The 11,834-nt window shown below is 70.9% G+C and carries 11 protein-coding genes; 9 read left to right on the forward strand and 2 right to left on the reverse strand.

The window, feature by feature from the left end:
- The 3 genes from VGB75_17895 to VGB75_17905 all read left to right on the forward strand — a co-directional run.
- Positions 1-868 (forward strand): glycosyltransferase (locus VGB75_17895; protein HEY0168921.1); only part of this gene is annotated, 868 nt, incomplete at its 5' end.
- Between the two features lie 9 nt (positions 869-877).
- Positions 878-1,771 carry a type 1 glutamine amidotransferase gene (locus tag VGB75_17900; protein HEY0168922.1) on the forward strand — a complete coding sequence of 298 codons (894 nt, stop codon included), beginning with the start codon at positions 878-880 and terminating at the stop codon, positions 1,769-1,771.
- Positions 1,749-4,919, forward strand: coding sequence for a bifunctional [glutamine synthetase] adenylyltransferase/[glutamine synthetase]-adenylyl-L-tyrosine phosphorylase (locus VGB75_17905; GenBank protein HEY0168923.1), 3,171 nt, complete (start codon positions 1,749-1,751; stop codon positions 4,917-4,919). The genes VGB75_17900 and VGB75_17905 overlap by 23 nt, the downstream gene beginning before the upstream one ends.
- On the opposite strand, the gene VGB75_17910 is transcribed toward VGB75_17905, so the two are convergent.
- Positions 4,868-5,773 carry a phosphatase PAP2 family protein gene (locus VGB75_17910; protein ID HEY0168924.1) on the reverse strand — a complete coding sequence of 302 codons (906 nt, stop codon included), beginning with the start codon at positions 5,771-5,773 and terminating at the stop codon, positions 4,868-4,870. The two genes, VGB75_17905 and VGB75_17910, sit on opposite strands and share 52 nt — an antisense overlap.
- 163 nt (positions 5,774-5,936) lie before the next feature.
- Positions 5,937-6,965 (reverse strand): aminoglycoside phosphotransferase family protein, encoded by a 1,029-nt coding sequence (locus VGB75_17915; protein ID HEY0168925.1) that lies wholly within the window; start codon positions 6,963-6,965, stop codon positions 5,937-5,939.
- A 120-nt stretch (positions 6,966-7,085) separates the two neighbouring features.
- On the opposite strand from VGB75_17915, the gene VGB75_17920 reads away from it, so the two are divergent.
- From VGB75_17920 to VGB75_17945, 6 genes are all read left to right on the forward strand, one after another.
- On the forward strand, positions 7,086-8,558 hold the full coding sequence (locus VGB75_17920) for a YdiU family protein (protein HEY0168926.1): 1,473 nt from the start codon (positions 7,086-7,088) through the stop codon (positions 8,556-8,558).
- Positions 8,559-8,919: 361 nt separating this feature from the next.
- Positions 8,920-9,693, forward strand: coding sequence for a Clp protease N-terminal domain-containing protein (locus VGB75_17925; GenBank protein ID HEY0168927.1), 774 nt, complete (start codon positions 8,920-8,922; stop codon positions 9,691-9,693).
- Between the two features lie 36 nt (positions 9,694-9,729).
- Positions 9,730-9,975 carry a hypothetical protein gene (locus VGB75_17930; protein ID HEY0168928.1) on the forward strand — a complete coding sequence of 82 codons (246 nt, stop codon included), beginning with the start codon at positions 9,730-9,732 and terminating at the stop codon, positions 9,973-9,975.
- Positions 9,972-10,214 carry a type II toxin-antitoxin system PemK/MazF family toxin gene (locus VGB75_17935; GenBank protein ID HEY0168929.1) on the forward strand — a complete coding sequence of 81 codons (243 nt, stop codon included), beginning with the start codon at positions 9,972-9,974 and terminating at the stop codon, positions 10,212-10,214. The genes VGB75_17930 and VGB75_17935 overlap by 4 nt, the downstream gene beginning before the upstream one ends.
- Positions 10,215-10,502: 288 nt before the next feature.
- Positions 10,503-10,865 (forward strand): VOC family protein, encoded by a 363-nt coding sequence (locus VGB75_17940; GenBank protein ID HEY0168930.1) that lies wholly within the window; start codon positions 10,503-10,505, stop codon positions 10,863-10,865.
- Positions 10,866-11,278: 413 nt separating this feature from the next.
- Complete coding sequence (locus tag VGB75_17945; GenBank protein HEY0168931.1) at positions 11,279-11,824, forward strand: hypothetical protein; 546 nt, start codon at positions 11,279-11,281, stop codon at positions 11,822-11,824.
- The last annotated feature ends 10 nt before the right edge of the window (positions 11,825-11,834 follow it).

Genomic DNA, 11,834 nt, shown 5'->3' on the forward strand with positions numbered 1-11,834 from the left:
CCTGGGCAGGGACGCTTTCGAGGTGCTGGTGGTCGATGACGGCTCCAGCGACGGGACGGCTGAGCTGGCGCGGGGGTATCGGGATCGCCTGGATGTGCGGTATTTCTTCCAGCCTGATGAGGGTTGGCGGGTGGCGCAGGCCCGCAATGTCGGGATCGCCCACGCCGGCGGCGAGGTGTGCGTCTTCGTGGACTCGGGGGTGGTGCTGGGTTCGGGCTGCCTGCGGGCGCATCTGGACAGCCACCGGCAAGCCGACGGGCCGGTCGCGGTCCTCGGCTACGTCTACGGCTTCGACAACGACAGCTCCGACGCCGAGGAGATGCTGCAGGCCTTGGACTTCTCCGACCCGGACGCCTGCATCGAGTCGATGCGCCGCACCCGGCGGTGGGCCGACATCCGCGAGCCTTTCTACGCCAGGCACGGCGATGACCTGAGCCGGTTGCCCGCGCCCTGGGTGCTCTACTGGACCTGCAACGTCTCAGCGCCCACGGACCGGCTGAGGTCGGTCGGAGGGTTCGACGAGAACTTCCGCAGCTGGGGCGGGGAGGACATCGACCTCGGGTACCGGCTGCACCGCGACGGCGTGCGGTTCACCCTCAACCGGTCGGCCAGCTCGGTCCATTACCCGCACGCCAAGAGCTCGGTCCACAACTTCGCCCAGGCGCGCGCAAACTACCGCTACCTGGCGCAGAAGTACGACACGCCGATCACCCGGCTGGCGGCGCGGCTCGGTGGCGCCGTGAACGCGTACACCTTCAATGACGCCATCACGATTTCCGGGCTGCCCAGCTGCGCGGAGTACCTGCGCCAGCAGGCTGCCGCAACGGATGCGGCGCTGCCCGCGCGGGGGACCGGACCGGGTCAGTAACCTGCAGGCATGGCAGCTGACGCGTCCGAGGGTCCCGCGCTCGCCCCGATCCTGGTGATCGAGAACGACCTGAGCGCGCCGATCGGGCTGCTCGAGGGCTGGCTGCGCGAGGCCGGCGCGGAGCTGGTGATGTGCTCACCGGCCACCGGCCAGCCGCTGCCGGCTGAGCTGGCCGGTCACTCGGCCCTGGTGGTGCTCGGCGGCGGCATGGGCGCCTACGACGATGAGCAAGCCCCGTGGCTGCCGCAGCTGCGCGCGCTGCTGGCCGAGGCGGTCCGGACCGAGCTGCCCACCCTGGGTATCTGCCTGGGCGCCCAGCTGCTGGCGGCGGCCACCGGAGGCCGGGTGAGCGCCGCCGAGACGCCTGAGTACGGCGCGCAGCTGGTCGCCAAGCGGCAGGCCGCCGCTGATGACCCGTTGTTCCGCGAGCTGCCGATCACACCGGACGTCCTGCAGTGGCATGTCGATGAGGTCAGCGACCTGCCACCCGGCGCGGTGCTGCTGGCGGCCTCGCCGGTATGCGAGGTCCAGGCCTTTCGGATGGGCCGGTTGGCGTGGGGCCTGCAGTTCCATATCGAGACCACGCCCGAGATCGTGGCGCTGTGGGCCCGGCAGGACGCCGAAGCGTTGCAGGGCTATGACGTGCCCGCCATCCTCGAGCGCAGCGCCCGGGCGCAACCGGACATCATCGAGGCCTGGCAGCCGGTGGTCGCTGCCTTCGTCGCATTGGCGGCTGACCCGACGGCGGCCGGACCGGCTGTCGCCGCCGGGCCGCGGTTGCTGCCGATGGCAGGGGCCGGACCGGTGACCACGACCGCCGGGCCGATCACCGACGCCGCCGCGATCCGGGCGGCGCTGGCGGCCGAGATGCGGGCCTCGCGTGAGCCACCCCCCGGGCACTGAGACGCATCCGCAGGCGACCAGCCCCGGGCCGACGCACCCGAGGCAAGGCGTCCCGGCGGCGCCGCCGACCGGCCGGCTGACCGCGCGGCTGGCAAGGGCCGGCTTCGCTGATCCGGTGCGGGCAGGCGGGCTGCTGACCACGCCGGCCCTGCGGTTGTGGGACACCGAGCGCAACGAGGCCAGCGATCCGGCCGCGGCGGCGGTGCTCTCGGCGCTGGGGCGTGCGGCAGCGCCCGACCAGGCGCTGGCGATGCTGGCCGAGCTGGCCGCCACCGACGCCGGCCCGCAGATCATGGCCGAGCTGCGCGATTCGGCGGAGTTCAGGACCAGGCTGCTGGGGGTGCTGGGCGCCTCGCTGGCGCTGGCTGAGCACCTGTGCGCCCATCCTCAGGACGCGCTGATCCTGCGCGGCGCCGCGGCCGAACTGCCCAGCGTCGAGTCAGCCGCTGGCCGGCTGGCCGACGCCGTCGGCGCCTGCGCGGCTGATCCAGTGACCGGCACCGCCGGCACGCCCGCCACGGTGACCGGTCCAGCCGCGGTGCGCGCGTTGCGGGCGGCCTACCGGCGCGAGCTGCTGCTGGTCGCCGCCCGCGACCTGGCCAGCGAGCTGAGCCTGCAGGAGGTCACCGAGGCGCTGGCCGACCTGGCCGGCTTCGTCCTGAGCGCCGGGCTGGCCGTCGCGCGAGCGGGCCTGCCCGCCGACGCCGCCGGCTGCCGGCTGGCCGTCATCGGGATGGGCAAGGCCGGCGGCCGCGAGCTGAACTACATCTCCGACGTCGACGTGGTCTTCGTGTTCGAGCCCGAGGCAGCGGCGGCCACCCGGGCCGCAGGCGGCGCAGATCAGGAGAACGCGGCGCTGGTCACCGCCACCAGGCTGGCCGCCGACACCATCCGGATCTGCGGGCAGGCGGCCTGGGAGGTCGACGCCGCGCTGCGTCCGGAGGGCAAGTCAGGGGCGTTGGTTCGCACCCTTGCCAGCCACGAGGCCTACTACAAGCGCTGGGCCTCGACCTGGGAATTCCAGGCGCTGCTCAAGGCCAGGCCGATCGCCGGCGACCTGGAGCTGGGCGAGCGCTACGTCCAGGCCCTGTCACCGCTGATCTGGACGGCCTCCCAGCGCCCGGACTTCGTCACCGACGTGCAGGCCATGCGCCGCCGGGTCGTCGAGCACCTGCCCGCCGACCTCGTCGAACGCGAGATCAAGTTGGGCCGCGGCGGCCTGCGCGACGTCGAGTTCGCCGTGCAGTTGTTGCAGCTGGTGCACGGCCGGGCAGATCCCTCGTTGCAGGTCAGGGCGACCCTGCCGGCGCTGGCGGCGTTGCGCGACGGCGGCTTCGTCGGCCGGGACGACGCGGTCAGCCTGGCCGACGCCTACCAGTTCCTGCGAGCGACCGAGCACCGGTTGCAGCTGGTCAAGCTACGCCGGACCCATCTGGTGCCCGAAGACGCCGAGGCGGTGCTGCGGCTGGCGCGCTCGCTCGGCTTTCGGCCCGACAACCGCGGGGACGCGGTGGCGGTGTGGCGCGCGGAATGGGCGCTGCACGCCCGGGAGGTCAGGCGGCTGCACGAGAAACTGTTCTACCGGCCGCTGCTGGAGGCGGTCGCCCGGGTTCCCGCCGACGCGCTGCGGCTGACCGCCGGCGAGGCCCGGCGACGGCTGGAGGCGCTGGGCTACACCGACCCCCAGGGCGCGCTGCGCCACATCGAGGCGCTGACCGCGGGGCTGTCCCGGCGGGCGGTGCTGCAGCGGGCGCTGCTGCCGGTGATCCTGTCCGAGCTTGCCGACGCTCCCGACCCGGACGCCGGGTTGCTGGCCTACCGGCAGGTCTCCGACGCCTTGGGCGGCACCTCCTGGTTCCTGCGGCTGCTGCGCGACGAGGGCGCGGTGGCGTCCCGGCTGGCGACCCTGCTGGGCACTTCCCGGTACGTGGCCAACCTGCTGGTGCGCTCGCCGGAGGCGCTGCAGATGCTGTCCGCCGATGACCAGCTGCGGCCACGCCGGCAGGCCGAACTCGAGGTGCTGATGGGCACCGCCGCTCGCCGTCAGAACGACTCGACGCAGGCCGCGCACGCGATCCGCTCGTTGCGCCGGGTCGAGTTGCTGCGGATCGCCTTCGCCGACCTGCTCGGTCAGCTCAGCGACACCGAGGTGGCCATCGCGCTCAGCGAACTCGCTGACGCCACCCTGGCCGCGGCGCTCAGCTCGGTCCACCAGAGCGTGGCCGCCGAGCAGGGGCTGGCTGACGTGGGCGTGCGGTTCACGGTGATAGCGATGGGCCGGCTGGGCGGCCGGGAACTCGGTTACGGCTCCGACGCCGACGTGCTGTTCGTCTTCTCCGATCTCAGCGCCGGCGCCGATGCCGGCCGTCGGGCGCATCTGGTCGCCGAGCGGCTGCGGGCGATGCTGGCCGCTCCGTCGACTGACCCGCCGCTGCGGTTGGACGCCGACCTGCGGCCGGAGGGCCGCAACGGCGCCCTGGTGCGCTCGCTGGACTCCTATGCCGAGTACTACCAGCGCTGGGCCTCGGTGTGGGAGGCGCAGGCGTTGCTGCGGGCCCGGTTCTGCGCCGGTGACCGTGAGCTCGGGGAGCGGTTCATCGCGCTGATCGACCCGATCCGCTATCCCGCCGGCGGGCTGGCCGGCCCCGCGGTGACCGAGATCCGCCGGATCAAGGGCAGGGTGGACGCCGAGCGGCTGCCCCGGGGCGCCGACCCGCACACCCACACCAAGCTCGGCCGGGGCGGGTTGGCCGACGTCGAGTGGACGGTGCAGCTGCTGCAGTTGCGCCTGGGCGACCAGGTGGCGGGGCTGCGCACCACCGGGACGCTGGCCGCCATGCAGGCCGCCGTGGACGCCGGCAAGCTGGGGGCCGAGGACGCGGCCGCGCTCGAGGCGGCCTGGCGGCTGGCCGGCCGCATCCGCAACGCGGTCATGCTGGTGCGGGACAAGGCCGACGATCAGCTGCCCAAGCCGGGCCGGGTCCTGGAGGCGGTCGGCCGGGTGCTGGGCTATCAACCCGGCGTCGAGGCCGGTCGGTTGATCGATGACTACCGGCGGGTCGCCCGCCGCGCCCGGCGGGTGGTCGAGTCGGTGTTCTACGACCCCGCCGGCGGAGAGCCGCGCAAGGCCGGCTCGGCGCCGGACTGAGGATCTGGCTGGGAGCCGGACGGCTCGGGTTCGGCGCCCGCGTGCCGGGGGATCGGGGCTTCGGCGAAGGCGCTGCGACCTGAGATCAGGTACTGCACCAGGGCGCCGAGCAGGAAGACCCCCAGTCCCGCCACGGCGTCGAGGATGAAGTGGTTGGCGGTGCCCACGATGACCAGCAGGGTGCACAACGGGTAGGCCAGTCCGAGCCAGCGAACCCACGGCCGGCGGGCGCACAGGTAGATCACCACGCCGCACCACAGCGCCCAGCCGAAGTGCAGGCTGGGCATCGCCGCGAACTGGTTGGAGTGCTCTGCGATCTTGGGGTCGGCCAGCGAGCCCCAGGTCTTGAACTTCAGCACGGTGTCGATGTAGCCGTACTGCGGCAGCAGCCGGGGCGGCGTCAGCGGATAGAGGTAGAAACCGGCCAGCGCGATGAGCGAGGTGGCGAACAGCACGGTCCGGGCGCCGCGGTAGATGCGCGGATACGCCACGTACAGCCACACCAGGCAGCCGATGGTCACCACGAAGTGCAGGGTCGCGTAGTAGTAGTTCATCACCTGAGCCAGCGGCTCGTGCTCGGCCACGAAACGGTTCAGCGAGAGCTCGAAGTTCAGGTGCAGGGCGTCCTGCAGGTGCTGGATGCCCCGGCCGTGCCGGTTGGCGATGCTCTCCTGCTCGGGCACCAGGTTGCGGACCTGGCCGTAGATCCAGTAGCAGAAACCGATGAGCGCGACCTCTTGCCACCACTTGGGCTGGCGGTGGCGCAACAAGCTGTCCGGGAACAGGCCGTTGAACCGGCGGCCCGCCCTGGGCGGTTCGACCGCGCGGGCCTCAGCGGTCGCATCGACTGTCACCACGTCATTCTCTCATTCGCAGGCTGGGAAATCGCTGGAGGCGAATGCCCGCCGCGCACGGGAGCTCGGGAGTGGGCCCGGTCACGCTCGGGCCTGCCGGTGAAACCGTTGTCACCACCGGTGGCCTGGCTCCCTCGGCTGGCGGTGACGGCTGACCGGCTCACTACGCCAGGGCGGTGAGGACGTCGGTGACGTCCCAATGGACCGGTGGGATGTCTGTCAGGCTCAAGCCTCGCCGGTGGATGTCGAGCCTGGCGCCGAGGACGTTGCGAGCGCGGTAGAGCAGGGCGCGGATTGATGCCGTCTCGCCGCTGGCAGGGCGGCCATAGGTCTGCCAGAAGGCGTCCACCTCGGCGCCCGGCCGCGACAGCACCCGGTTGATCGTCCAGTCCGACATCGGATCGCCCCAGGAGGCCGCGTCGCAGTCCAGCACGCCGGTGATCGTGGGCCGGTCGGGGTCGTTGTCCACGAGGAGGTTGAGCGTCCACAGGTCGCCGTGCAGCAGCGCCGGGACGGTGACCTCGTCCAGTTCGGCGCGATGGCGCCGCGAGGCGCCGATCATCCGGTGAGCCGGATCGGGATCGAGGCCGGCAGCTGTGAACGCTTCGGCCAGCTGCTCGAATGCGGCGATGAGCGCCGAGCTCCAGGTGTCGTGCGACGGCCCGGCGACCGGACCGAAGGCGCGACCGGTGACGTCGTGAATCGTCCTGGTGACCGAACCGAGCTCGCGGTAAAGCCGCCGCAGCGCGCTCGGGGAGAGAGCAGCGAGCTGATGCGACGCCGGCACGCCCGCCAGCTTGGTCTGGACGAGGTAGTCGCGGTTCACCAGTTGGTGGGTGAAGTCAACCGCCAGGGTGCGGGGGACCAGGCTGCCCAGAGGCGCCAGAAATGGCAGCGCCGCGTACTCGTTGCGCATCGCCTCCCGCGCGCCAGGCGGCTGACGCGAGGGCTCCGGAGCGACCCGCAGGATCACCGGCTCACCGTCGGCGAGGTCGACCCGGTAGGTGCTGTTGTACGTGCCGATGCCTATCTCGACGACCTGCCGGACTCTCACGCCGTCGCCCAGAGCGCGCCGGCAGATGGCGAGCAGGACGCTCGGCGCCACCGGCTGCTGGAAGTCCTCGGGAGCGCGTTCGATGGCCACCACCTTCGCCTCCCCGACGGAGACTGGTTTCCCGAGATCGCCGGTCATGAGGCCCATCTTGCCCGCGGCCCGGTCCCTCCGCGTCCGCTTCCGCATGGCGCGCCAGCGGAGAGTAAGGCCGCTGCGCGTGCGGAGCGGACCACCCGCACCGCAGGTAACCTGGGACAGATGAGCGTCGCACCCGTGTCGACAGTCGACATCGAGAACCGTTTCGCCCGCGAGCTGAGCGAGCTGGCCCTGCCGTGGCAGGCCGACCCGGCGCCGGACCCGCGGCTGCTGGTGCTCAACGAGCCGCTGGCCGCCGAGCTGGGCCTGGACCCCGGCTGGTTGCGCGACCCCGACGGCTTGCGGTTCCTGGTGGGCAACCTGGTGCCCGACGGAGCGAACCCGGTGGCTCAGGCGTACGCCGGGCACCAGTTCGGGGGGTTCGTGCCGCGCCTGGGTGACGGGCGTGCCCTGTTGCTGGGCGAGGTCGTCACGCCCGGCGGCCGGCGTCGTGACCTGCACCTGAAGGGATCCGGACGCACTCCGTTCGCCCGTGGCGGCGACGGCCTGGCCGCGGTGGGGCCGATGCTGCGCGAGTACCTGGTCAGTGAGGCGATGCACGCCCTCGGCGTCCCGACGACCCGGTCGCTTGCCGTGGTGGCGACGGGCCGGGCGGTGCAGCGCGAGACCATGCTGCCGGGAGCGGTGCTCGCCCGGGTCGCCAGCAGCCACCTGCGGGTGGGCAGCTTCCAGTACGCCGCGGCGACCGGGGACCTCGACCTGCTGCGCCGGCTGGCCGACCATGCGATCAGCCGGCACCACGGCGACGCCGCTGACTCCCTCGAGGGCCCTGACCGTTACCTGGAACTGTTCGAGGCGGTGGTCGCGGTTCAGGCCTCGCTCGTGGCCCAGTGGATGCTGCTGGGATTTGTCCACGGCGTCATGAACACCGACAACATGACGATCTCGGGTGAGACCATCGACTACGGCCCGTGCGCCTTTCTGGACGCCTTCGACCCGGCCACCGTCTTCAGCTCGATCGACCTCGGCGGGCGCTACGCCTACCGCAATCAGCCCCTGGCCGCGGAGTGGAACCTTGCCCGGCTGGCCGAGGCGCTGCTGCCGCTGCTCGCTGAGGACGAGGAGCAGGCGGTCGCCCTCGCGGTGCCGGCGCTCGAACGGTTCCGGGGGCGGTACTCCGCCGCGTGGTCGGCCGGCATGCGCGCCAAGCTCGGCCTGCCGGCCGGCGTCGAGGACGCCGAGGCGACGTCGCTGATCGATGACCTGCTGGCCCTGCTGCAGGCCAACCGCGTCGACTACACGCTGTTCTTCCGCGGCCTGGGCTCGGCGGCTCGGGGCGATGCCGAGGCGGTGCGCGGCCTGGTCCTGGACCTCGCCTCGCTGGACGGCTGGCTGCGGCGCTGGCTTGCCCTCGCCCCAGACGCGGCGGCCATGGACCGGGTGAACCCCGCCTACATCCCGCGCAATCACCTGGTCGAAGAGGCTCTCACCGCCGGGGTGCAGGGCGATCTCGACCCGCTGGGACGCCTGCTCGAGGCGGTCACCGCGCCCTTCGACGAGCGTCCGGGCCTGGAGCGCTACGCCGCGCCCGCGCCGAAGGACTTCGGCGCCTACACGACGTTCTGCGGGACCTAAGGCCCAGTCACCAGCGGCCGATCAGTTCGTGCCGTGCACGCAGCTGCGCACCCGCGCGTCATGGCGTCCGCGCGTCATGCTCATGCGTCGTCATAGCGCCCGTTGAGCATGACGCGGTGCACGCAGCCGCGAGGCACGCATGTCGCGGTGCACGCAGCCGCGGGGCACGCAGCCGCGAGGCACGCAGCCACGTCCGCGCGTCATGCTCACCCGTCGTCATAGCGCCCGTTGGGCATGACGCTGGCTCATAATCGGGGCGTCTGGCAGACGTAGCAACGCTGAGCCCGCCTCGCCGGACGCGGGGAAAGCATGACGACAACCCAGGGTTGACGGCGATCAAACGTCAACCTATGGTTGTCGAATGGCAGATTCCACGGGCGATTCCACGGGCGATTCCAGGGCAGAGCCGACGCAGATGAGCAGCCCGGTGCGGCTGGACGACCTGATCGCCGCCATCAAGAAGGCGCGATCGGAGCCACTGGACCAGCTCGCCGACGCCGTGCTCGCCGCGCAGCACATCGACGAGGTGGCCGACCACCTGATCGGCCATTTCGTCGACCAGGCACGGCGTTCGGGCGCGTCCTGGACTGACATCGGCCGGAGCATGGGAGTCACCAAGCAGGCGGCGCAGAAGCGGTTCGTGCCCAAGGCCACGGCCCCGGACCTCGACGCCAGCCAGGGGTTCAGCCGGTTCACCCAGCGGGCCCGCAACGTCGTGATGGCCGCGCAGAACGAGGCGCGAGCCGCCGGCAACGACACGATCCTGACCGAGCACCTGGTCCTGGGGCTGCTTAGCGAGCCCGAGGCGATCGCGGGATCGGTCCTTCGCGCCCAGGGCGTCACCCTGGAGGCGGTGCGAGCCGCGGGCACGGCGACGCTGCCGCCGCCGGCCGCCACGGTGCCCGACCTCATCCCGTACGGCACGGACGCGCGCAAGGCACTGGAGCTGACCTTTCGCGAGGCGCTGCGACTGGGGCACAACTACGTCGGAACCGAGCACGTCCTGCTCGCCCTGCTGGAGCACGAAGCCGGCTCGGGCCCGTTGACGGAGCTCGGCATCGAGAAAGGTCCGGTCGAGGCGGCCGTGCTCGCGGCCATAGGCGTCTTCCACATCACTTCCGACGCCGGCGAGTAACGGGAGCCGGTGGTCATACCCGGTTATACTCGGCTCATGAAGACCGCGATCTCCATACCCGATGACACCTTCGAGAGAGCGTCCAGACGAGCACACGACCTAGGTATGAGTCGTTCGGAGTTTTTCACCCGCGCGGCGGCCCGCTACTTGGATGAACTTGACGCCGAATCGCTGACCCATCAGATCGACGAGGCCGTCGCCGCACTGGCCGGACGCGACGACTCCGGCGAACAGGCTGTCGCCGCCGGCCGGCGGGTTTTGGCTGCGACCCCTGAGTGGTGATCAAGCGCGGGAACGTCTACTGGGCAGACCTGGGAGCGCCGGTCGGATCCCGTCCTGCCAAGCGCCGGCCCGTGCTGGTGATCTCGGCGGACACCTATAACGCGAGCCGGCTGGCGACGGTGCTGGCTGTGGTGATCACGTCCAACACTGACTTGGCGACGATGCCCGGCAACGTATTCCTGCCCGCAAAGGCGACCGGGCTGCCGCGCGACTCCGTCGTGTTGTCACTGCTGTGGTGACCCTGAACAAGACGGACCTCATCGAATCAGCCGGGACTGTGCCCTTGGCCCTGCTGCGCGAGATCGATCGGGGTCTGCGGCGCGTCCTAGACCTCTAGATTCATCACCCGAGGTCTACGAGGTCGGCTCCCACCACGCGCCAGGACTGGGCGACGATACCGGGGTTCGCGTCACGGCAGGACGGCAGCGCCTGGATGGCGGCCGAGACTGCCCACATCCTGCACGCAGTCACATCGGCTCGTGGGCAGCCGCTTGCTGCAGTCACGCCTACTCCGTGAGGATGGCTCCATGAAGATCTCTCGAACGATCGTCGTCCTGGACGCGGCCGACCTAGACGCTGTCAGCTCCTTTTGGGCTGGGCTGCTGGGCGGGACCGTCGACAAGGACGACGAGTGGCACCGCGTGTCGGTGGACGGCGACTACCGGCTCGCCGTCCAGTTCGCGCCGAACCATGTCGCGCCCGAGTGGCCCGACGGAACGCCGCAGCAGATCCATCTCGACCTGTGGGTGGAGGATCTTGTCCCCGCGCACGAGGAAGCCCTCTCGCTGGGTGCCCGGCTGCTGAAGCCGGCTGAGAACCTCGACGCTGCCGAGGGATTCCAGGTCTATGCAGATCCCGCCGGCCACCCGTTCTGCCTCTGCTGGGGCTGACTCCGCCAGGTTGATGCGGGGAGCTCAGTCCGGGCTGATGCGGCGATCAGCGGGTTGCGGCTGCGACATCGCATGACGGGATCACCTCCGTCTTAGGCGGCTGGCCAGTGCCAACTGGTCATGATGGACCCCTTTGACTCGATGACAGGCACGCCATGACCGCCTCAGCGGTGGAGTGCTTCGCGCTCAGCGGTGGAGTGCTTCGCGCTCCTTGACACTCCTAAGTCTTGGCTGTCGACAGACAGTCATGATCACAATTACGGCGTTGTATTTCCGAGAATTGGGACATTTGAGGGTTCGGCTACCTCTACGTTTCGGTAGACGCCAGGCGCGGCTTGGCGAGGCTGCGGTCACGCTGCCGTTTCCCATCGAGAGGGGCCGATAACGCAGTGGTTGACTCAGCCTCGGGACATGTGCCCATCGCCGAGCTTGTGCGGCAGAAGCTTGCCACCGGTTTGACTCTGCGCCAGCTCCAGGAGCGCTCCGGCGGTTCGGTGCCGTATCAGACGTTCGGCAAGATCAGCAAGGGCGAGGTCAAGGGCTGGCCGAAGTCGCGCGAGGTCATCGAGGGCACCGCGCACGCCCTGGGTGTCGACGCCCGGGAGGTGGTGTTGAGCTACGCCACCCAGTTTCAGATCGACGTCTCGGAGGACCGGTCGTTGCTGGCCTCGATGCTGCCGGCCTCCACCGGGACGCTGACGATCGAGCAGGCGCAAGCGGTGGCCGAGCTGATCCGGGCGTTCACCACGTCTGCCGTCGGGGCCTCACCGGCGCCGACGTCGGTGATCGACATCTCCACGTTCAGCACCGCCGAGCGGCGCCAAGTCACCGGCCTGGTCTCCGAGCTGGGAGACCGGACCCAGGCGGCGCAGGCCGAGGGGCTCACCGGCGTCGCGGCGGTCCTGGCGTTACTGCAAAGCACGCTGGCATCGGCAGTTCAAGGATTAGAAGGCAGCTAGCCCTGCCCTG

The sequence above is a fragment of the Jatrophihabitans sp. genome (assembly GCA_036399055.1).
Lineage (GTDB): Bacteria > Actinomycetota > Actinomycetes > Mycobacteriales > Jatrophihabitantaceae > Jatrophihabitans_A.

Bases quoted from the DNA above. Each gene is read 5' to 3' on its own strand.
- VGB75_17915 (HEY0168925.1), bottom strand. From the start codon at position 6,965: ATGACCGGCGATCTCGGGAAACCAGTCTCCGTCGGGGAGGCGAAGGTG.
- VGB75_17930 (HEY0168928.1), top strand. From the start codon at position 9,730: ATGAAGACCGCGATCTCCATACCCGATGACACCTTCGAGAGAGCGTCC.
- VGB75_17900 (HEY0168922.1), top strand. From the start codon at position 878: ATGGCAGCTGACGCGTCCGAGGGTCCCGCGCTCGCCCCGATCCTGGTG.
- VGB75_17920 (HEY0168926.1), top strand. From the start codon at position 7,086: ATGAGCGTCGCACCCGTGTCGACAGTCGACATCGAGAACCGTTTCGCC.
- VGB75_17925 (HEY0168927.1), top strand. From the start codon at position 8,920: ATGGCAGATTCCACGGGCGATTCCACGGGCGATTCCAGGGCAGAGCCG.
- VGB75_17940 (HEY0168930.1), top strand. From the start codon at position 10,503: ATGAAGATCTCTCGAACGATCGTCGTCCTGGACGCGGCCGACCTAGAC.